Annotated in this window: 15 protein-coding genes; 10 read left to right on the forward strand and 5 right to left on the reverse strand. The window is 37.9% G+C overall.

Annotated elements, in window-relative coordinates; translation table 11 throughout:
- The first annotated feature begins 165 nt into the window (after positions 1-165).
- A complete protein-coding gene (locus tag AC6QZF_RS02255; RefSeq protein ID WP_499798254.1) occupies positions 166-3,963 on the forward strand; it encodes an immunoglobulin domain-containing protein in 3,798 nt (1,265 codons plus the stop codon).
- Between the two features lie 110 nt (positions 3,964-4,073).
- Complete coding sequence (locus AC6QZF_RS02260; protein WP_499798255.1) at positions 4,074-6,125, forward strand: RelA/SpoT family protein; 2,052 nt, start codon at positions 4,074-4,076, stop codon at positions 6,123-6,125.
- A 148-nt stretch (positions 6,126-6,273) separates the two neighbouring features.
- Here AC6QZF_RS02260 and AC6QZF_RS02265 read toward each other — a convergent pair whose 3' ends face one another.
- The gene (locus AC6QZF_RS02265) at positions 6,274-6,756 is read right to left on the reverse strand and encodes a glutathione peroxidase (protein WP_499798256.1); all 483 of its coding nucleotides are present in this window, start codon (positions 6,754-6,756) and stop codon (positions 6,274-6,276) included.
- Positions 6,757-7,121: 365 nt separating this feature from the next.
- Here AC6QZF_RS02265 and AC6QZF_RS02270 point away from each other — a divergent pair, with 365 nt between their 5' ends.
- Together AC6QZF_RS02270 and pta are read left to right on the forward strand one after the other, a co-directional pair.
- On the forward strand, positions 7,122-8,366 hold the full coding sequence (locus tag AC6QZF_RS02270; RefSeq protein WP_499798257.1) for an acetate kinase: 1,245 nt from the start codon (positions 7,122-7,124) through the stop codon (positions 8,364-8,366).
- 30 nt (positions 8,367-8,396) lie between these two features.
- Positions 8,397-9,377: a phosphate acetyltransferase gene (gene pta / locus AC6QZF_RS02275; protein ID WP_499798258.1), complete on the forward strand. Its 981-nt coding sequence runs from the start codon at positions 8,397-8,399 to the stop codon at positions 9,375-9,377.
- 100 nt (positions 9,378-9,477) lie between these two features.
- Here pta and AC6QZF_RS02280 read toward each other — a convergent pair whose 3' ends face one another.
- Genes AC6QZF_RS02280 through AC6QZF_RS02290 form a run of 3 tightly spaced genes read right to left on the reverse strand, consistent with a single transcriptional unit; the run spans position 9,478 to position 10,790 of the window.
- Positions 9,478-9,918 (reverse strand): DUF494 family protein, encoded by a 441-nt coding sequence (locus tag AC6QZF_RS02280; protein ID WP_499798259.1) that lies wholly within the window; start codon positions 9,916-9,918, stop codon positions 9,478-9,480.
- Positions 9,915-10,328 (reverse strand): rRNA maturation RNase YbeY, encoded by a 414-nt coding sequence (gene ybeY, locus AC6QZF_RS02285; protein WP_499798260.1) that lies wholly within the window; start codon positions 10,326-10,328, stop codon positions 9,915-9,917. Before ybeY ends, AC6QZF_RS02280 begins: the two co-directional genes overlap by 4 nt.
- Before the next feature lie 33 nt (positions 10,329-10,361).
- Positions 10,362-10,790, reverse strand: coding sequence for a hypothetical protein (locus tag AC6QZF_RS02290; protein ID WP_499798261.1), 429 nt, complete (start codon positions 10,788-10,790; stop codon positions 10,362-10,364).
- 118 nt (positions 10,791-10,908) lie between these two features.
- Between AC6QZF_RS02290 and hydG the strand changes: the two genes are divergently transcribed.
- Both hydG and hydE read left to right on the forward strand, forming a co-directional pair.
- Positions 10,909-12,312: a [FeFe] hydrogenase H-cluster radical SAM maturase HydG gene (gene hydG, locus AC6QZF_RS02295; RefSeq protein ID WP_499798262.1), complete on the forward strand. Its 1,404-nt coding sequence runs from the start codon at positions 10,909-10,911 to the stop codon at positions 12,310-12,312.
- Between the two features lie 11 nt (positions 12,313-12,323).
- Positions 12,324-13,421, forward strand: coding sequence for a [FeFe] hydrogenase H-cluster radical SAM maturase HydE (hydE, locus tag AC6QZF_RS02300; protein ID WP_499798263.1), 1,098 nt, complete (start codon positions 12,324-12,326; stop codon positions 13,419-13,421).
- Here hydE and AC6QZF_RS02305 read toward each other — a convergent pair.
- On the reverse strand, positions 13,418-13,921 hold the full coding sequence (locus AC6QZF_RS02305; RefSeq protein WP_499798264.1) for an asparaginase domain-containing protein: 504 nt from the start codon (positions 13,919-13,921) through the stop codon (positions 13,418-13,420). The genes hydE and AC6QZF_RS02305 overlap by 4 nt on opposite strands.
- Before the next feature lie 193 nt (positions 13,922-14,114).
- On the opposite strand from AC6QZF_RS02305, the gene mutS reads away from it, so the two are divergent.
- From mutS to AC6QZF_RS02325, 4 genes are all read left to right on the forward strand, one after another.
- Complete coding sequence (gene mutS / locus AC6QZF_RS02310; RefSeq protein ID WP_499798265.1) at positions 14,115-16,742, forward strand: DNA mismatch repair protein MutS; 2,628 nt, start codon at positions 14,115-14,117, stop codon at positions 16,740-16,742.
- A gap of 65 nt (positions 16,743-16,807) precedes the next feature.
- Positions 16,808-19,117: a T9SS type A sorting domain-containing protein gene (locus AC6QZF_RS02315; protein ID WP_499798266.1), complete on the forward strand. Its 2,310-nt coding sequence runs from the start codon at positions 16,808-16,810 to the stop codon at positions 19,115-19,117.
- Positions 19,118-19,188: 71 nt separating this feature from the next.
- Positions 19,189-21,252: a glycoside hydrolase family 57 protein gene (locus AC6QZF_RS02320; protein ID WP_499798267.1), complete on the forward strand. Its 2,064-nt coding sequence runs from the start codon at positions 19,189-19,191 to the stop codon at positions 21,250-21,252.
- Between the two features lie 4 nt (positions 21,253-21,256).
- Entirely contained in the window at positions 21,257-22,075 is an 819-nt protein-coding gene (locus tag AC6QZF_RS02325; RefSeq protein ID WP_499798268.1) for a purine-nucleoside phosphorylase, read from the forward strand.
- The last annotated feature ends 115 nt before the right edge of the window (positions 22,076-22,190 follow it).

The raw sequence follows: 22,190 nt of genomic DNA on the forward strand, positions 1-22,190 counted from the left end.
AATTTTAAATAAGTAAATTTTAAATAAGTAGAGTGAACAAATATAATATTCCTAATTTTATAATATTAATAAATAATTAACAAAAAAAATAAAAATTTTCTTTAAGTTATACGTCTGAAAATTTTTAAAAAGTTTCTGTTTTTCCCATAAAAGGAGATTTAAGTTATGTTCAAAAAAACACTATTTATTCTTTTTTTGATGTTACTAATATCGGGCAGTTCGCTTATTGCTCAGCCAACTTATCCGACACCGTTCGATTTATCGAGTGGCAATTATTCTCTAACTGAATGGGCTGCGACTAATGCCGCGGGGACTTATCCACCGAATATGATTTTTCATAATGTAACAGTGCCCAGCACAGGCACAGACCCAGATTTAGCATACGAAATGACTGGCAATTATACTGGCGCTTACAATTTAACGAGTGGAACACGTATCAATGGCAAAGGCACAGCTGGGTTTAGCTTTGTCAATACATCTGTTACTGTGAAATTAGGTGCCGCTGTTCTTGCATTGAATACAACTAACCGTAATACCATCAAAGTTTCGTGGAAAGGTGCCGTTCTGGCAACAAACACACGAATATATGGCATAAGATTGCAATACAGAGTTGGCAATGGCGTTTTCAAAGACGTAACGGATGGGAATGGAAATCCGGTTGAGTATCTTTCTACAAGTCCTTTGAACGAAATAGTATCGTTTAATAATATTTTGCTTCCCGAGGAAGTTGAAAATCAGCCAGTTGTGTATTTACGCTGGAAATATTATTATGTAAGCGGTTCAGGCGGTCGCCCAGAAATGAGTGTTGATGATATATTTGTTACAAGCCAATCGTCTATCGGAACCCCAACTAAGTTGCTTGTTCAAAAAGTAACCCCAAATGTCCCTAGCTCCAATTTCCCATTTAGTGTTCGCGTAATAGCCGTTGACGGCAACAATATTCCGAAATTTGTTTCCAGCAACACAAATGTTACTTTGCAACCAATAACAAATTTAATAATTCCAGAGCCAACTAAGACAATTACTGCCGGAACATATGCGGTTGAATTTACTAATTTGCGTTATTTAGACACAAACTCTATCACATTAACATTTACTGCTACGGGCTTGGCTTCTGCAACTGTTAATGTTAATTTTGTCGAAGGTCCATCAGGGCTTGCGTTAGATAATTTCGTAGGAAAAACTCATAAAAATTTCCCGCTTGCAACTTTTACTGTTCGAGCAATAAAGGCTAATGGTGAAACATTCACCAACTACAACGGACCAACTGTTACAATTACAGCAACTGGACCGGGAAATATTACAGGCACAACAACTAAAGCATTTTTCAATGGTGTTGCAACATTTGATGATATTTCATTTAATGCTGCTGGTAACTACACGCTAACAATTACGTCACCTGGTTTTTTAGAACCAATCGTAAGTAATGTTACTGTTGCCAACGACATAACATTTACAGAGATCATAATACCGGACTACATCAAAGGCGTGGGCACGCTTGGGACAGACCCATACGGTCCTCGTATGCCAGCTTTTGCGTTAGTGCAGGTAAACAATCTGCTTCCAAATACGACATACAGATATTTGACAGGTGCAACTGACGATCCAAATTACGATATTGTGCCAGCAAACAATAATGGAGCAGGGAATAACATTCATTTTAATGCTAATACTGGAAAGTATATTTACAACAGCTTGCGTTCTTTCGTAGATAATGATTCTTATTCATATTTCACAACTGGACCAAATGAAACTTCAAGAAAAATTTGGATAAATATTGTCCCAACAGGTAATGCTGTATTCAACAATCAGAAAAATGTATATTGGCTGTTTGGAATGGCATTCGAAGATGGACGATTTTTGAAACGCTTTAAATCAACAAAAATATCACAATCAAGAGATTTCGGTTCGGACACATCGCTTGTAACTGGTATTTACGACCCAACAAGCTGGCTTGCACCTAATTCATTTGTAGTTCTTTACGATGAAAATAATGCGCCTGTATCAGTTGGAATAGTCCAAAACATTGGAGCAAGAATACAAACTCCAGGCTATCCACCACAAACACCCTGGTGGTTCGCAGATTTCGAAGAAACAAACAGTGCTTGGTCGACTTATATACCTAATAATTTAACAAACGGTATTCGTAAACTTACAAATTTCGATTGGCAAGGCAACGAACTCCGCACCTGGACTGATACAGATGGTATTTGGGCAACAATTGATACAAGATTAGCAAAAGGAGGAAGATTAAATCCAATATTGTTCGGCACACCACAACTTGACCTTATTATGCCATATGACAACGAAGAACTCTGCAACCACGAAACTTATCATATTATTTGGAACTCAAATGGTGTCGAAAAGATAAATATTCAGGTTTCAGAAAATGGTGGATTTACCTATAATACTGTATTTGCTAATGTCGATGCTCGCAAAGGACACTTCGAATGGAATATCCCAAGAGGCACATATTCCGAAAAACCGTTAGCTTTCAGATTAATTAGCGTTGAGCATTCATATATTTTCGATGTATCGAATAATAATTATATATGGGATACACCTCTTCAATCGGGTGGATCGCCATCGACTGCATTATGCGAAGGTGAAAATTACACTCTATCAGTAGATGTAAGTGGTTCAGACTTAAAATATCAATGGATGAAAGATGGAAAGATTATTCCTGACGCAACAAACAGCACATATGCATTAAATTCGGTCAAATATGAAACATCCGGCACATATACTTGCCTTGTAGTAGGTAAACCTGTTTGCCCGACATTATTAACCGAATCTATCGAAGTATATGTTGTTACACCTGCAACAGTTACAACACAACCTGTTTCGCAATATACATTAAAAGGCGGTGAAGTAACATTATATGCAGAAGCTCACATTATTGGTCCAAACGGCACTCGTCCAGCAAAAGATGTTGTAATTCAATGGTATCGCGGTAATACACCACTTGTGGACGACAGCAAGCATATTGCTGGTGCTCGTTCGAATATGTTGAAACTATCGAACATTCAGTCAACAATGGAAAGCAACGAATACTATGTAACATTTACTGGAAAATGCCCGAACACAAGTGTTTCGTCGAAAAAAGTATTCGTAAAAATAGCTGATGTATTATTCACACAGCAACCTGTTGATATTCAATCTTGTGCTGGGAACGAAATTAAATTCAAAGCCAAAGCTTCGACCACACTTCCAGCAACAATTTCGTATCAATGGCATTTCGAAAACACTCCACTTGTAGATAATTCACGTATATCTGGTGCAAACACTGATGAACTTACAATATCTGATATTAATCTCAATGACGCTGGAAAATATAGATTAATGGCAACAGTCAATGGCTATGGAGTTAAGCTTTGGAGCAATTTCGCAAAATTAGATGTAGTTACCGTTCCAGAAATCACACTTCAACCAGCAGACAACATCATAATCAAAGAAAATGAAGAGTTACTAATCGAAGTTGCAGCAAAAAGCACCTTACCTTTACAATATCAATGGTATAAAGACGGAAGCCAAATCGCTGGTGCAACCTCGAATACATATAAGAAAGACAAAGCAAATTCATCAGATATTGGCGAATATTACTGTATGATCAAAAATGACTGCGGCGAAGTGAAATCAAATGTAGCTTATGTAACAGTTACACGTAAAATTTACGCATCTGTTGATGAAGTCGCTCTGCGTGGATTTGGTGTTATGCCAATTACGCCTAACCCAGTCAATGGAACGACAGAAATTAGGTTCGTTGGCAACAGCACTGAAAATGTAAGATTATCCATTACAGATGCATTAGGCAACGAAGTTGCAAATCTATTCGAAGGAAATGCTTCGGGTAGCTTGCAGAACATTCAATTTAACGCTTCGAACTTGCCAGCTGGTTTCTATTTCGTTACATTGAAATCTGCACGCGGCGTTGCAACAGAAAGAATGGTTGTAATAAAATAGTTTTTTGCTAAATTAAATTTGAGCCGCTCAAATTTTATGGGCGGCTTTTTTTTTTTAGATAAATATTTATTAGATTGATGATTGTCAAGTAATAATATGATTTTTTGATTATGGAAACTCTAAAAAAAATCAATCAATTAATTGAAAAGGCATATCCAACAGAGCAAGAAAAGCAATTTGCAAATGAGATTATTCAAGAAACACAAAAATTCAAGCTTGGCAATGACATTCTACCACTTGCTGCTTTTATGAATATTGATTTGAATAATAAAGAATTGGTGTTGGTTCTTCAATCAGAATTTGGGAGCGACCTGATAAAAAACATTGAGCTATTCAACAGAATAAGCAAGGTAACAATTCCCGAAACACAAAAACGCATATCTGATTTAAGAAAGGTTTTTATTGAAATCACAGATGATTTGAGACTTATAATTTTGAAGGTCATCGAACGCCTCGTAACATTAAAATATATCTCTAATAGCAATAGCCCAAACCTTGTTCCACTTGCCGAAGAATGCTTGTATTTGTATTCGCCAATTGCTCACCGTTTAGGAATAAGTAAACTCTATCAGCCGCTTGAAGACGTATCTTTCAAAATACTCGAACCCGACGAATACCGCAAAATTCATCGCGCAATTGAAATACGCCGCGAAACGCTCGAAAGAAAATTAAAAACAATGAACTACAATGTTTCGGAACAACTCAAAAGGCATTCAATTCCCGCTGAAATTAAATATAGAGTTAAAAGACCATATAGCATTTATAGAAAACTGAAAAATCAAAACACAACACTTGATGGCATATATGACTTGATGGCTTTGCGTATAATAACTGATACAGAAGAACACTGCTATGTTACCTTAGGTATTGTCCATAGCAAATGGATACCAATCGAAAAACGTTTTCGCGATTGGATAACCTATCCAAAACCGAATGGGTATCGTTCAATTCAAACAACTGTACACACTACAAGTGGTGATAAATTCGAGATTCAAATTCGCACTCATCAAATGGATATTGAAGCGGAATACGGTGGAGCAGCTCACTGGGCATACAAAGAACGCACATCTGGAAAAAACGATTTGTGGGTGAAAAAACTTAAGGATTTTCTTGAAAATGATGAATATTTCGAAAATCCAGTGGAATTATTCGAAATGCTTAAATCCGAAATGAAAAGCGATTATATACACGTTCTTACGCCCAAAGGAAACGTCATATCGCTTGTGGAAGGTGCAACTGCATTAGATTTTGCATTTGCTGTTCATACGGATGTTGGCTATAAGGCAATAGGTGCAAGAATAAACGGCAAATTTGCTAAACTGAAAACTGAACTTCACAGTGGTGATGTTGTCGATATTATTACTTCAAACAATAGCAAACCATCTCGAGATTGGCTCGAAATTGTTAAATCAACCCGCAGCCGCTCAAAAATTTTAAAATGGTTCAAGCAAAACGAACGTGAATTATTAATCTCCGATGGGAAAAAAGCTTGGGAACAATTGAAAAAACAATATAAATCTAAGATACGCTGTTTCGACGACGATGCAACATTCCGCCAAAGTATTGAGTTATTAGGCTTTTCCTCGCCAGAAGATTTTTTCCTTTCTTTGGGCAATGGGAATACCAAATGTTCACTTAATTTGCTTAAAAAGATATATGCCAAAGCCTTCGAAAAGCAGAAAGATCAGAAACAACTTAGTAAACACGACATTAAACTAAAGAAACTACGCCCACAAGTAAAACTAGAAGGATTAAGCGGTATCGAAACTAAATTAGCAAAATGTTGCTATCCTATCAAGGGCGAACCAATTGTTGCTTATGTTACGAAAAAGAGCGAAATCAAGGTGCACTGCGCAGAATGCCCATACATAAAAAATATCGCAGACTCTTCAAACCTTAAAAAAGCAGAATGGTGCGACGACGTTTCGCTGCAAACTGTTCAATTGAAAATTTTCGGTTCAAATTATCCTTATCTGCTATCAACGTTTGTTAATGAAGCAGCGAATGCCTCAATTATTGTTCTAAATACCGAAATGGTACAACTTGGAAAGAAAGGTTTAGCACTCTCGGCTAAAATTCAAGTGAAAGATATTGAGCAATTGAGAAAATTCACTAACAAATTGCGTCTTCTTCCGGGAATTGATGGCGTTCGGTCGAATTAAGGACGTTTTTTTGAAAATACATAGTTGATAATCATTTATGATTAACATATTCTTTATATTTATTCATAACGCGAATACTAATATAAATTAAAAGAAAAGGTTGCCACAAAGGCAACCTTTTCCAGTATCTAAAAAACTTAAAGCAAAGTTATTTTTTCAATAGATTAGCAATATGCTTTTCGATGCTTTCGGGAGTGGTTTGCGGAGCAAATCTATCGATTACTTCACCGTTTTGATTAACTAAAAACTTGGTGAAATTCCATTTGATATCGTCATTGATAAAGCCTTTTGCGTTGGCTTTCAAAAACTTATAAAGTGGGTGTGCATTTTCGCCATTTACGTCAATTTTGTCGAAAATCTGAAATGAAACTCCGTAGTTTGTGGAACAAAACGAAGCTATTTCCTCGTTTGTGCCAGGTTCTTGGCCGCCGAATTGATTGCAAGGGAAAGCAAGAATTTCTAATCCAGCATCTTTGTATTTGCGATAAAGTTCTTCTAATCCTTTGTATTGATGAGTAAAACCGCATTTACTGGCAACATTAACAATTAGAAGGACCTTTCCTTTGTAATCGGCAAGAGATTTTTCTTTGCCGTCAATAGTTTTAGCCGAAAAGTCATATATCGAGCTCATATTTCCCCCATTTGTTTGAGAACTACAATTAATATTTATAAATGCAAATAAGATAAGTAAAATTAAGTATTTTAGCATAAGAAGAGCCTTTTAATAACACTAAAATTGTTTTTAGTTTAAACGAAATTGCTATAATATTATTTTAATTCAAAAATATGGGAGAAATGAATTGAAGAATAATATTTTATCAAGAATAAAATGATTATCTAAAAACGATAAATATTAATTCATAAATTAGTCATTACAAAGCAAAATAAAAACAAAATTTTCATAAATCGTGAAAAATCAAAACAAATAATCAAAATTTCTTTTATTTTTGTAATACTTACTTAATTTTTTAGTAAAATTTAATAATAGGAAAAGTTATGAATATTTTAGTTCTCAACTGCGGTAGTTCTTCATTAAAATTTCAAATAATTGATACTGATTTAGAAAAGATCGAGAAAAATGAGGATCGCGAACTTGCACGCGGTCTAATTGAGAGAATTGGTTCGGAAGCTCTGATTTCCTTGAAAGTAGAAGGGAAATCGACAATTAAAACGACAGCAGCAATCCGCGACCATAAAGCTGCAATTCAATACATCATCAAATGGGTAACCAGTCCCGACACTGGGATTCCCGGCATTAACTCGCTCGAAGATATTCACGCAATTGGGCATCGCACCGTTCACGGAGGCGAAGAATTCAAAAGTTCAGTGCGCATAGACAACGATGTAATTGCAAAGATGGAGGATAATATAGAGCTTGCTCCGCTGCATAATCCTGCAAATTTAAAAGGTATTTATGCTGCAAGAGAAGTTTTCGGTCCGAGTGTGCCACAGGTTGCTATTTTCGATACTGCATTTCATTCGACTATGCCGGAAACCGCGTACTTATATGCAATACCATATCAATATTACCGTCGCTATAAAATTCGTAAATATGGTTTCCACGGGACTTCCCACAGATATATTGCATATCGTTATCGTGTATTAACTGGCAAAACAAAGAACGACACAAACATTATCACTTTGCACCTGGGCAATGGTTCGTCTGCTTGTGCAATCAAACACGGCAAATCTATCGATACATCAATGGGATTTACTCCGCTCGAAGGACTTATGATGGGGACACGCTGCGGAGACATAGATCCAACAATAATTGATTTCTTGCACCACAAGGAAGGTTCATCAATTGACGAAATTTTCAACATGCTGAACAAAAGGTCTGGGCTGCTGGGTATATCTGGGCTAACAAATGATATGCGTGACCTCGAAGTAGAAATTACTGAACATCAAGATAGACGCGCTCAGCTTGCAATCGATATGTTCTGCGCTCGGATAGTTAAGTATGTTGGGGCGTACTTGACAGCAATGAACGGTGCCGACGCCATTTGCTTCTCCGCAGGAATTGGTGAAAATGCCCCCGATGTACGTGCAAAAGTATGCGAACATTTAGAATTTTTAGGCGTGAAACTTGATAAAAAGCTCAACAATAAAATGATACGCGGCAAAGAAGGTGTAATTTCCACACCAGATAGCAAATTGCAAGTATTTGTAATTCCAACAAACGAAGAATTAGTAATTGCAAGAGACACTTGTCGTGTAGTATTAAATGCTCCATTGCCATAATTACATTAACAATAATAAGGATTGTTTGTTATGTCTCAAATTCCATTTATCGAAACGACAAGAAATAAAGCAAAAGCAATAAATGCACTGGTTGCCTTCCCTGATGCAGAAGACGAACGCACACTTCTTGCAAGTCGTTATTTATTGGACGAAAAAATTGCACGCCCGGTGCTTGTCGGAAATGAAAGCAATATCACAGCGTTAGCAAAAGAAAAAGGTATTTCGCTCGAAGGAGTGCAAATTATTGATCCTGCAAAAAGCGAACTAATCGAAGAATTCGCTAATATTTTATACGAAAAACGTAAAGCAAAAGGAATGACGCTTGAACAGGCTCGCCAGACAGTTGTGGACCCATTGTATTTTTCTGGATTATTGCTTGAAACAAACAGAGTGCAAGTAACTGTTGGAGGAAATGTTTCATCAACCGGGGCAGTTCTGAAAGCGGCAATATATACGGTAGGAGTAGCAGCAGGAATTTCAATTGTAAGCAGTTTCTTTATTATGGCGTTCCCCGATAAAATGTATTGCTTTGCAGACTGTGCGGTCAATCCTGACCCAACAGTAGAGCAGCTTGCCGATATTGCAATAAGTTCTGCAACTAACTACAAGGCAATTACTGGCGAAGAACCGCATGTTGCTTTCCTTTCGTTCTCGACAAAAGGAAGCGCCGAACATCCTTTGGTGGATAAAGTTCGCACAGCGGCCAATATTATGCAACAGAAAGCACCGTATATTCCATCCGATGGTGAATTGCAACTTGACGCTGCGATCGTCCCTGAAATTGGTAAACGTAAAAGCCCTGGTTCAGCAGTTGCAGGGAAGGCGAATGTGCTTGTTTTCCCTGACTTAAATGCAGGCAATATCGGCTATAAATTGGTTCAAAGACTTGCAGGAGCCGAGGCGGTTGGTCCGGTTGTGCAGGGTCTGGCAAAGCCATATTGCGATTTATCTCGTGGTTGTTCAGTTGATGATATGGTAACGGTTGCAGCGATTTGTTCGCTGATGGCATAAAGATAAATAACAAGTAGTGTAAAAAATAAGGGTTGTCACAAAATCGGGGCAGCCTTTATTATTAAATATTTTTTCAAAAAACGTTTTCGGAAGAAAAACATCAATGAATTGTTTCGTTGCCGTTGAGCAGAACTTTCGAAGGTAAAATATTTTCCCAGGGAGATTTGAATACAAGTGCCATAACAATATATCCAAGGACATTTCTATCGATTTTAGTGTCGAATTCGCTTGTAAGAATGCGGTCTATAATAAAATCAATCTGATCGTTGGAAATAAGCCCCAGAGCTTGATATTGCAGGAGATCGCCAAGTGCCTCAGGAGTAAATAAGTCCTTTTCCATTTCGTTAAGCATACGGAAGGACTGGGTCTCTTCGTCAGTTGATGTAATTTCACGGTCAACCAACCAGCTTAAAGCAGTAGAAATCTCCACATCCGTATATCCCAGCTTATGCAAGCTTTTGATGTGAGACTCGGTTAATTTATCGTTAGTATGAAGTTCTTTCACAACCAAAACGATAATTTGCAAGATTCTTTCACTCAATTGTGTCCCTCCAAATATTTGTCTTCGAGCTTTGCCATATTTTCTCTTTCTATATCGGTAGGATCATCATAGCCAATAATATGCAAAATGCCGTGAATAGCAAGCCGCGACAGTTCATTAGTAAGACTAACTTTATATTCTTTTGCTTGCTCGCGAGCAACTTCCAACCCAATGTAGATTTCACCCGTAAGCGGATTATCTTCCAGCGGGAAGGAAATTACGTCAGTTTCCCAGTTATGTTTCAAATAACGATTATTAATATCTTTAATATCGTCATTATTCATAAAAACTATAGAAATTTCAGCATCATTAATTTTTTCACCACGTAGGGCATTCTCCACAGCCTTCCTAATCTTTTTATATTTAAGGCGTTTTTGTTCTGTTGTATTTGTAAAATCAATTCTATACATACCAAGGTTAAGACGAAAAAATCATCGATTTAGTTAAAGTTTATTTTCGATAAGTGACAGTTGCATTGCTGCAAGCAAAACTGCTGGATCGAGTTCAGTTGGGTCGCGATGCAACATTTTCTTTTGAATGTTTGAGTAGAACGAGCAAGTGTTACCTTTACCAACGATCAAGCAGGAAAGAGTTTTCTTTTTTGAGCAAATAAAAATAATTTCATCGGGTTCGAAAACTAAATATCCGGTTAAATTGTGCAATTCATAATAACCATGGCGAGTTTGGACAGAAACAATAGACCCTTCCTTATCTCCATCAAAATTAATTGAATTATAGAGATTAATAATCATTGGCTTATCCGAAGCATCATTTCGAAGGTTCCAGGTCCAGGAATTTTCAAACGATTCGGGTTTCTGACCCAGAATGCTTGAAATGGTATCAATATCTTGCTCAATAAAACTAAACGCCATAGTATTATTCCAAATTGTATTAGAATATATTTCAAAATAAACTTACAAACTTAAAATTCAAAGTATTTTTTTACGTCTTTACATTTGTTAATTTAACACAAATTAAAAATCGATAATAATGAAAAGAGAAATCATTGACGAAAAAAAACTATTGAGCATATTAGAAAACACCAGCAAGCCTGACAAAGTTCAGATAGACGAGATATTGTCGAAAGCGTTGGAACTCAATGGGATTGAGCTTGAAGAAACAGCTACATTGCTAAATGTTGACGAACCAGAGCAACTCGAGAAGATTTTTCACACCGCTTACAAAGTAAAGGAAGAAATTTACGGACGGCGTTTAGTATTGTTTGCACCACTATATACATCCAATTATTGTGCAAATAATTGTCTCTATTGTGGTTTTCGAGCTGATAATAAAGAGATTACGCGACATGCACTTACAATTGAACAAATAAAAGAAGAGACATTAGGAATTTTAGAGCAAGGACATAAACGAATATTAATGCTGATGGGCGAAAACCATAAGCAAAGTTCGCTTGATAAGTTTATCGAAGCAATAGAAGCCGTCTATAGCGTTCGCGACTCGAAGGGTTCGTCTATTAGAAGAATAAATGTCGAAATTGCACCATTATCGGCAGAAGAATTTCAGCGTTTCAGTTTAGTCCCTATTGGCACATACACAGTATTTCAGGAGACATACCATCGCGAAATATACCAGAAAATGCATCCATCCGGGAAAAAGGCAGATTACGAATGGCGTCTGTATGTGATGGACAGAGCGCTTGCCAACGGCATGCACGATGTTGGGATTGGTGTTTTGTTTGGGCTTTTCGATTATCGTTTCGAAGTGCTTTCGTTAATTGAACATTCGCGGTATCTGGATAAATACTTCGGAGTGGGACCACACACAATTTCGATCCCACGAATAAAACCTGCAAAAAATGCACCTGTTTCGAATAATATACCTTATCCAGTTTCAGACCTTGAATTGAAAAAAGTTGTTGCCGCTTTGCGTCTTTCAGTTCCCTACACCGGTATGATATTATCCACACGTGAACCAGCTCAGCTCCGAAGCGAACTATTTGATTTAGGTATTTCGCAAATTAGTGCCGGTTCGCGAACTGTTCCCGGCGGTTATAAACAAGCATTTTCAGCGTCGAGCGAATACGAAGAAGGTCAATTTGTGCTCAACGATTGTCGCAGTTCAGGAGAAGTTATTGCAGATGTTATCCGCCACGGTTATATTCCATCGTTCTGCACTGCTTGCTATCGTTCGGGACGAGTAGGCGAAGACTTTATGGATCAGGCAAAACCTGGGCTAATTAAGTTATACTGCCAACCTAATGGACTTACCACGCTAAAAGAATATTTGGTTGATTATGCAGACGAAGAAACCCGAAAAATTGGTGAAGAGTTAATTGAACGCGAAATCTTGCAAATTCCTGATGAACATGTCCGTCAACTAACTCGCGATTATTTACACCGCATAGAGCAAGGCGAACGCGATTTATTTTTCTAATCTGGTGGCTTATGTCTATTAAAAAAAATTTATTGAAAGATACACTTTCACGTGAAGATATTGTTCAATTGTTGTCGGTAGAAAGCCAAGAAGACATCGAATTGCTTCGGAGCAAAGCATACGAAACGATGCTCGAAAATGTTGGCGATAAGGTTTATTTGCGCGGACTCATTGAGTTTTCGAATTACTGTGTAAATGATTGTTATTATTGTGGGATTAGACGAAGCAACAGCAATACTGAACGTTATAGATTAACAGTCGAGCAAGTAATCGAGGCGGCACGATTAGCAGCAGAATTTGATTATGGTTCAGTCGTATTGCAATCGGGCGATCGACGCGACGAACAATTTATTGAATATGTCATTAGTTGTATTAAAGGCATCAAGGACGCTACCCGAAGCGAAAAATATCCCGAAGGACTTGGTATTACGCTATGCGTTGGCGAACAAACGGAAGAAACTTACCGAAAATTTTTCGATGCAGGTGCTCATAGATATCTATTGAGAATTGAAACAACCAACCCTGAATTATTTGCGAAGATACATCCACCCCAGCAGCTATTAGAGACTCGCATTGAAGCACTCAATGCACTAAAAAAAGTTGGCTTTCAGGTTGGTACGGGTGTTATGATTGGGCTTCCCGGACAAACCTTCGACGATTTAGCAAACGATGTGCTTTTCTTCCGTGAAATGGACATGGATATGATTGGAATGGGACCTTACCTTCCGCACAACGACACCCCTATGGGCAAGCAATACGAGACTACAGAAGAAATAAAGAAATGGCGTTTCCAGCTATCGCTTAAAATGATTGCTGTTTGCCGAATCGTGCTGAAAGATGTCAATATTGCTTCAACAACGGCACTACAAACTATTCATCCAACGGGACGCGAAGAAGGGCTTCGCTACGGTGCAAATGTCATTATGCCCCAGATAACGCCGACTGAATATCGCAAAAATTATATGCTTTATGAGGACAAGCCTTGCGTTTCGGAGTTTGCAGCAGAATGCCATAGCTGTATGCAAATGCGAATAGCATCAGTAGGCCGCTCAATCGCTTATGGAGTATGGGGCGACCCACTGCATTTTCAAAACAAGCGAAAAAATTAGAATCTCTGTTTAGGATTAATTTCTTCGAATTCCCCTTTGTCGCGATTTTTCTGGCAGTTGTCCCAGTTGAAATAACGACCGTTCATAGCAATATAGACGCCGGGCGGAAGTGTCTGAACAAAAGCAATTGCACTGCCTAAATTGAAAAGTCCGTCGGAACTACCAAATTTATACGGTATCATTGCACCGGTAAGCACAATTGTTTTATCCTTCACCTTTTGGGCAATGACGCGAGCAGTTTCGACCATTGTATCGGTGCCGTGTGTGATTATTATTTTATTTTCTTCGGTTTTGAGGCAGTTCAAAGCAATTAGTTCGCGGTCGGTATCGGTCATATCGATGCTATCCATCATCATCAGAGTTCTAACTTCAATTGGGACGCGGGCGCGCCCTAATTTCAACATTTCGTTTATGTGAGTATCTTTGAAAAACAGAGTTCCATTGAGCTCGTTGTATTCTTTGTCGAACGTCCCACCAGTAACAAAAATTCTGATTGCCATAATTATCTAAATTTACTGCAACAAATAAACTCAAAATTAACAAAAATATAGATGTAGAAAAAACCATAAAATACTGTTTAAATAGTTGTTCTCAAAATACCAGAAATTTTAGTTGTTTTAAGTATGAATAAAATGAATTTTATATATGACAGATTTATAATAATTTTGTATTAGGAAATATAATAATAAAGATATGAAAGAGAAACAAACCCCGCTGATGCGGCAATATACACAGATAAAAGAACGATACCCGGATACTATATTATTATTTCGGTTGGGTGATTTTTACGAAACTTTCAATGAAGATGCTCACATCACAGCAAAAGTATGTGGAATTACTCTTACCAAAAGGAACAATGGAGCAGGTGCCGACATGCCACTGGCGGGCTTCCCCTATCACCAACTGGATAATTACTTGCCGAAGCTTGTTCGCGCGGGCTACCGAGTTGCAGTTTGCGAACAACTCGAAGACCCAAAACTTGCCCGCGGAATTGTTAAACGCGATGTTGTTGAAGTTGTTACTCCGGGAGTTGCTCTTTACGAAAAAGTTTTAGATGCTGGCAAGAACAATTATGTTGCTTCAATTTATCTATCGCAAGATAAAAAACGCAACAACACTATCGGATTAGCAGCAATTGATATTTCGACAGGTGATTTTTTTACAACAGAGATTTCTCTCTCGCAGCTTGTTGATGTGCTCGAAGGGATTGTGCCATCGGAAATTATTATAGCAAAATTTCAATTGGTTTTCTTTCAGGAAACATTGAATAAATTGAGTTATAAGCCTTCGATAACTAAGCTCGAAGATTGGTTTTTTGATCATGAATTTGCAAGCAAATTGATTTTAGATACATTCTCGACGAAAAGTTTAAAGGGATTTGGAATAGACGAACTGCCCGACGGGATTGTGTCCTGCGGTGCAGTGCTTCACTATGTGAAAACGATGCAAAATGGAAATATCGGGCATTTGCAGTGCATTCGCCACTATAACTCAACTAATTATATGATGCTCGATGCAGCAACGCGTAGAAATCTTGAAATCACGCATTCTTTTGCAGGAACGCAAGATGGTGCATTAATCAAAGTATTGGACAAAACATCAACTTCGGCAGGTAGCCGATTGCTGAAGCGCTGGGTTACTCACCCACTGAAAGCAATAAACCAGATAAATTATCGCTTGTCTGCTGTTGAAGAACTTTTCAACAATTTCGAAACAAGTTCATTATTGCGAAGAAAGCTTAGCGAAACAGCAGATTTGGAACGTTTGTCGACAAAAGTCGCCACCGGAAGAGCAAACCCAAGGGATGCCGTTGCAATCTGCAACACTTTGAAAATAATTCCCGAGATAAAGGAAATTTTGAGCGAATTTGCTGCTCCACTTATCAGCGAAATAAATAATTCGCTTCACCCACTGAAAAACTTGCACGAAACTTTAGAAAAAGCCTTATTAGAAGAACCATCAGTAAATTTCGGGAATGGGAATATTTTTCGTGAAGGATTTTTCTCTGAACTTGATGATTATGTGAATGCGAAATATTCAGCGAAAAAATGGATTTCGGACTTTCAGGAAGCAGAGCGCAACCGCACAGGAATACCATCGCTAAAAGTCAGTTTCAACAATGTATTCGGCTATTACATAGAAATCACTCATACTCATAAAGGCAAAGTTCCTGATGATTACGAACGCAAGCAAACCCTAACCAACGCAGAACGCTACACAACACCTATTTTAAAGGACTTCGAAAATAAAATACTATCGGCTGAGGAAAAAATTATTGAGCTTGAACAGCGGCTTTTTGCAGAATTGCGGCTGAAGATTTATTCAGAATCGCCAAAATTGCAGCAAAACGCCGAGAATCTTGCAACGCTTGATTGCTTGCTCTCTTTTTCGACTGTTGCAAGAGAAAATAACTACGTTCGCCCCGAGATAGACACAAATGAAGCATTAGAAATCGAGGAAGGACGTCACCCAGTGGTCGAGAGAATGCTTCCCCCAGGCGATAGTTTCGTCCCGAATTCTACAAAGATGAACACGTCGGACAATATGATACATATTATCACGGGTCCGAATATGAGCGGCAAATCTTGTTATTTGCGGCAGGTTGGGTTAATCGTGTTACTTGGGCAGATGGGTTCGTTTGTTCCGGCGAAGAAGGCAAAATTCGGAATTGTAGATAGAATTTTTACACGCGTGGGTGCACAAGACAACATAACAAGCGGCGAAAGCACATTTCTGGTCGAGATGCAGGAAGCAGCAAATATTATAAACAACGCAACACGCCGAAGCTTGATACTACTCGACGAAGTGGGACGCGGCACCGCAACTTTCGATGGAATTTCAATTGCTTGGGCTATTGCGGAATATATACATAATGAAATTAAAGCCAAGACGCTGTTTGCAACCCATTACCACGAACTCAACGATATGGCAGAACGATACGCGGGAATAAAAAATTACCGCGTCGAAGTTATCGAGACCGAAGGAAACGTTGTATTCACTCACAAGGTTTCAAGCGGCGGCAGCGATCATTCATTCGGTATTCACGTTGCACAAATGGCTGGACTTCCCTTGAAAATTATCGAGCGAGCAAACGAAATTATGAAATTATTCGAGGGCCACACAAGCGAACCCCAAAGCGGACATAAACCTGATATTAGCAGAATAAAGACACGGCAGAAATGGCAATCATACCAACAACTATCGATTTTCGAGGTCAAGGACGACATCTTGCGTGAAAAAATCAAATCAATTGACGTCGATAATATTACACCGATCGAAGCTCTTAAAATCCTTAGTGATCTGAAAAAAGAAATAAAGTAAAACCTATTTTCGTTTACTTCGTAATTCAAGTGTAATTTTTTATTGTTTTAAGTGTATATTTATTGATGAGACTGAAAATAATTGCCATATTAATTGTATTTGCATTTCAGGCTGCATATAGCTACTGGGAAGAAGTTATTAATATGCCTGCTTTATATAGACAAAGCTACTGGCTCGATGTATATTTTCTGGAAAGCAATCCGCAATATGGTTGGGTGTGCGGTTACGAAGGAAAGGTGATACGCACAAATGATGGTGGGCAAACCTGGCAAGGGACACAAATACCAGAAATAAATCAAATTGAAAGCATTCATTTTGTTTCTCCATTGATTGGATATTGTTCAGGCGAAGGGAAAATATTTAAATCAATGAATGGTGGAGCAACTTGGATGGATATTTCACCGCGTGTTGATGATGTATTGCTATGGGGCACATATTTTGTCGATGAGAACTTAGGATTTGTGATTGGCGGGAATTGTGTAGGATATCAGAAATTTTTCAAAACAACAAACGGCGGGCAAAATTGGACTTCCTATGATTTCTTCTATCCAAATACAAAACTTGCGGATTGTATTGTATATCCTAACGGAACTGGATATGCTGTAAGTAGTGGATTAGTTTGGCGAACGACAAATATGGGTAATAGTTGGTCAGTTTTTAGTAGGACAGGTGGGTTGGATTGGCACGAAGAAATAACTCACAAAGGTAGATCTTTGCTTCTTCCCTATTCTCTCTCTTGCGATGGAACGACAACAAATCGTGGCGGTATTCGCTTTTCTACGAATATGGGAGGCAACTGGCGAGATTATATTACAAATGGTTCAATGTATGGTTCGTTTTTGTTGGATAGCCTTTGCGGTTGGGCTTGTGGATTGAATCGTGAGGTATACTACACCTCCGACGGTGGCAAAACTTGGGAGCTGCGAAATTGCGGTATCCCATTTGGGAAAAATCTCGATGATATTTGGTTTATAGACGATACAACTGGTTGGCTGGCAGGAGAAGGGCTTTATAGATTGCGTCGAAATTCAATTCCTCAGCCCAATATTGTATTGCTGGGACAAAACAAAATTTGTCAGGGAGATACAGTTGAACTTGTTGTAGAAGGCAATTACAAAGTTATTCGGTGGTCCACAGGCGAAACGACAAGATCAATAAAAGTCTATAAAAGTGGGCGATATAGTGTATATGTGGAAAATTCTGAATGTGAATACGCATACTCGGGCGAAATCGAAATCCAAGTCCGCCAAGCCGACAAAATTGTTCTCCAACCGAGCAAATCATCGCCTTGCGAGGGAGATACTGTTTCGGTGAAAGTGATTTCCAATCACAGCAATATTCGTTGGAGCAATGGAGAAACAGGGAGCGAGATATTATTAACCAAAAGTGAAAAAATCAGGGTTACAGCCGAGGACGCTTTCGGTTGCGTCGATACATTAGATTATACAATTGTTTTCAATCCTTTGCCGGGACCGAAAATCATTCCGCTCGGGAGGACGAATGTTTGCACGGGTGATAGTGTTTTGCTGCAAGTGATACCAGATTTTCCGATTGTCGAATGGTTCGACGAGCAGGGCAGACAAATTGCCAGTGGCCAGTTTCTAAAAATTGGCGAAAGCGGGAAATTTCTGGCTGCTGTGGTAGATAGAAATGGTTGTGTTGGAGTTACCGAAGCAATAGAAATTACGGTTCGCAACGAAACAAATAGACTATTTGTTCAACTATCGAGCAAAGAATTTTTTGTTGATAGTGTGCATTATCCAGATTTGTCCTGCTCAAAGATTAAAGTAAAAAATATAAGTCAGTTGGATTACACAATTGATGACCCATATTTATTTTATAAACTGTCATTTTCGATACCACAAAGCCAATTACCAATTTATATAGCAGCAGGCGAGGAAAGAGAAATAGCGGTTTGTTATTCTCCGCGTTCGCTAAATTTTGAGCGAGATACTTTGATTATAGAAGATGTGTGCAACGACCACATAATACCGCTTGTTGCATTTTCTGTGCCAAACAAGTATTTTGGAGATACTCGTTGCGATGCTCGTTTGCTACTTGAAACAGTGAAAATCAATTCAGGCAGTAATTTTGTGGTTGCCTCGCCATATCCCAATCCTGCTTCGAAAATAGTATATATACCTTACTCGAAAGTAAAGTCCTCGCAAACTCTGAAAATTGATGTATTTGATATGCTTGGCAATCAACTTTTCTCAGGAAAAGAAATTGTCACCGAACAACTTGAAATTGACGGGACAGAAATTGAACAAGGAATAATTGAAATCGATGCAAGTAGATTAAAATCTGGTATGTATTTTGCTGTTGTAAAATCAAATACAAAAGTGGAGAAAATTAAGTTTATTAAAAAACAATAACTTGTTTTTTAAAATATTATTTAATAATTTATGTTTTTACAGATACTTAGCTTTATCAAATTGAGAAATTAATGAAACCACTGCGTGTAGCTTTTTTATGGCATCAGCATCAGCCATATTATAAATGGGAGAATGAATTTATTCTTCCGTGGGTTCGTATGCACGCGGTAAAAGATTATTTCGATTTGCCTTATCTGCTTAAATCATATCCAAATTTGAAACAAACATTTAATTTTGCCCCTTCTCTGATGTTGCAAATCGATGAATATTTAAGCGGGAAGGTCAAAGATAGAGTTCAAGTATTAACAGAGAAATCTCCTTCTATTCTGACAGAAAATGATAAGAAAGAAATATTGAAACAATTTTTTGTAATAAACTATGAAAATTTAATTAAACCGCACAAACGATATTTAGAACTATATCAAAAGAAGCAATCAGGCGTAGATTTTAGCAATCAAGATTTTCTTGATTTGCAGGTTTGGTATAATTTAGCGTGGGTCGGCGAAATATCCAAACAGGACGAAAAAATTCAGGGCTTGATTGCCAAAAATCGCAATTTTACTGAGGAAGACAAATGCTACGTATTGGACTATCACCAAAAAGTCATGGCAAAGGTTGCCCCGCTAATGAAAGAGCTAATGGAGCGTGGGCAGGTAGAAATATCTTGTTCGCCTGAATATCACCCGATTTTGCCATTGCTTATAGATACGCGGAGCGCTCTGGAAGCAATGCCGTGGCTGGATTTATCAGAATTGGATTTTCGTTATCCGGAAGATGCACAAGCACAAATTGAAAAAGGAATTAACATTTATAAAGAGAAATTTGGGACTTTGCCTGCTGGTGTGTGGCCCTCGGAGGGTTCGCTATCGGATGCAACTTGTGATATGCTTGTAGAGCAAAATATTCGTTGGGCTGCGACTGATGAACAAATGCTCAAAGAAACAGCTGGCAATAGTTTCTACGATACTATGAAGTTTTTCCCACAGATATACAGAAACAACGAAAAGAATCTGGAAATACGTTTGCTATTCCGTGACCGCTTCCTCTCTGATAGAATTGGCTTTGTATATTCAAATTGGGACGCAAAAGAAGCAGCTGACGAATTTTGTTCGCATCTGGACAGCATTCGCAACGAAATTGTTCGGCTCTATGGCGAAGACGCACTCGACTTTGCCGCTGTAACTGTTATTCTGGACGGAGAAAATTGTTGGGAATTCTACAAAAACAACGGCATAGATTTTCTTAACCACTTGTTTGGTGATTTAAGCAATGAAGAAAAATATAAGACTATAACTTGTTCGGAAGCAGTTGGGGCACTTCATCCCGAACACTCGAAAGTGTTTAGTCACATTCACGCCGGTTCCTGGATAAATGCTAATTTTGGCATATGGATTGGGCATCGTGATGATATAACAGCGTGGAAAATGCTCTCGCGTACCCGCACAGAAGTTGAATTCAATAAACATAGTCTAAAAGATGAGATTTTACAGGAAGTAATGCGGGAAATCTATATTGCTGAGGGTTCAGATTGGTTCTGGTGGTATGGTCCTGAACACAATGCTCCGAACAAAGCAGATTTCGACATACTTTTCCGAAGACATCTTCAAAGAATATACGAATTGATGGGAATAGAAATTCCTATTAGTTTGCTTTCGCCAATATCGTTAATAGACACATACCAGCAATATGTTGCAGCAACGAAACAGATTTTCCCACGCTGCAATGGTAAATCGTCAGAAACGCCCGAGTGGGAATATTCAGCAAGGTTCAATACTGCGGGTGTGATGACAACGATGCACCAAAGCGGCGAGTTTCTCAAACGTCTCTATATAGGCAATAATTCTGATGCACTTTTCTTTCGGTTTGAGTTGGAAAGAACACTCGAAGAGGATGATTTTATTGAATTGCGAATAGATAACGACTATTATATTTTTATTTTCAGAGATAAGATTGATATTGTAAATAAATCTGATTATCTATGTTTTCGAAAACTTGCGCTGGGTGAATATATTGATATTGCTCTTGATTTTCTGAAAAGAAATAAATATAAAATAAATATCACGCTCAAAACAAACGCAAAACGCAATATAATCGAATACACACGGGAATGCCCTATTGTCTATTACTTTGTTTGATGAAATGAAATCTATTTTACGTAAAGAAATTTTAGAGAAATATTCTAAATCAGCCGAGTTTGTTAATAAATATTTTCCCAATAAAATTCATACAGCAATAGTTGCAGGAAGCGGATTTGGAGAGCTTTTTGAGGGTAACTGTTTGCTCGAAGAAATTTCGTATTCGCAAATCCCCAATTTTCCACAACCCACAGCCATAGGACACAAAGGGAACCTCATATTTGTAGAAATTGCTAATAAATTGTGTATGGTATTTAGCGGACGATTTCATTTTTATGAAAAATTTAGTGTGGGAGAAGTTGCTTCGGTCTCAATTTTAGCAGGTTTGCTTGGAATAGATAAGATGATTTTTACGAATGCGGCGGGTGGGCTAAATCAATTCTATAATGTTGGTGATTGTGTAATTATCCGAGATACAATTAATTTTCTTTATAAAAGCGAGGCTTGTTTGTTTCAAACTTATGAAATAAAACAAGATATTTTTTCGAGAAGTTGGAACAATAAATTAATCAAAAAACTTACAGATAGCAAAATACCGTTTCAAGAAGGCGTTTATTTAAGCACATCAGGACCGACCTACGAAACACCAGCCGAGATTCGTTTTTTCCGCCGGATAGGTGCAGATTGCGTAGGTATGAGCACAATAATTGAAGCAAAAGTTGCTTCACAACTGGGGATTGATAATTTAGGGATTTCTTTAATTACCAACACGTTAGTTGAAGTAGCAACAAGTGTGATTTCGCACGATGAAGTGCTAATTGCAAGTAGAAAGGCACTTCCTGTTGCAAAAAAAATAATTGAAGAAGCCGTTAATATCTATTAATTCAAAATGAATTATTCCTTATTTATTTTACATTTACTCTAATTCATAATATATTGTAAAATAAATTACTTATTTTGATAGTCAATAAATTAAACCACCAATATTAATAGGAATT

Source organism: Eximiradius sp. (genome assembly GCA_937127445.1).
Classification (GTDB): Bacteria; Bacteroidota; Ignavibacteria; order Kapaibacteriales; family UBA2268; genus JAKIZO01.

Excerpts from the sequence above, each read along its gene's own strand:
- AC6QZF_RS02260 (WP_499798255.1), top strand. The coding sequence starts at position 4,074 with ATGGAAACTCTAAAAAAAATCAATCAATTAATTGAAAAGGCATATCCA.
- hydE (WP_499798263.1), top strand. The coding sequence starts at position 12,324 with ATGTCTATTAAAAAAAATTTATTGAAAGATACACTTTCACGTGAAGAT.
- AC6QZF_RS02305 (WP_499798264.1), bottom strand. The coding sequence starts at position 13,921 with ATGGCAATCAGAATTTTTGTTACTGGTGGGACGTTCGACAAAGAATAC.
- AC6QZF_RS02315 (WP_499798266.1), top strand. The coding sequence starts at position 16,808 with ATGAGACTGAAAATAATTGCCATATTAATTGTATTTGCATTTCAGGCT.
- hydG (WP_499798262.1), top strand. The coding sequence starts at position 10,909 with ATGAAAAGAGAAATCATTGACGAAAAAAAACTATTGAGCATATTAGAA.
- ybeY (WP_499798260.1), bottom strand. The coding sequence starts at position 10,328 with ATGTATAGAATTGATTTTACAAATACAACAGAACAAAAACGCCTTAAA.
- AC6QZF_RS02290 (WP_499798261.1), bottom strand. The coding sequence starts at position 10,790 with ATGGCGTTTAGTTTTATTGAGCAAGATATTGATACCATTTCAAGCATT.
- pta (WP_499798258.1), top strand. The coding sequence starts at position 8,397 with ATGTCTCAAATTCCATTTATCGAAACGACAAGAAATAAAGCAAAAGCA.
- mutS (WP_499798265.1), top strand. The coding sequence starts at position 14,115 with ATGAAAGAGAAACAAACCCCGCTGATGCGGCAATATACACAGATAAAA.
- AC6QZF_RS02255 (WP_499798254.1), top strand. The coding sequence starts at position 166 with ATGTTCAAAAAAACACTATTTATTCTTTTTTTGATGTTACTAATATCG.
- AC6QZF_RS02325 (WP_499798268.1), top strand. The coding sequence starts at position 21,257 with ATGAAATCTATTTTACGTAAAGAAATTTTAGAGAAATATTCTAAATCA.
- AC6QZF_RS02320 (WP_499798267.1), top strand. The coding sequence starts at position 19,189 with ATGAAACCACTGCGTGTAGCTTTTTTATGGCATCAGCATCAGCCATAT.
- AC6QZF_RS02265 (WP_499798256.1), bottom strand. The coding sequence starts at position 6,756 with ATGAGCTCGATATATGACTTTTCGGCTAAAACTATTGACGGCAAAGAA.
- AC6QZF_RS02270 (WP_499798257.1), top strand. The coding sequence starts at position 7,122 with ATGAATATTTTAGTTCTCAACTGCGGTAGTTCTTCATTAAAATTTCAA.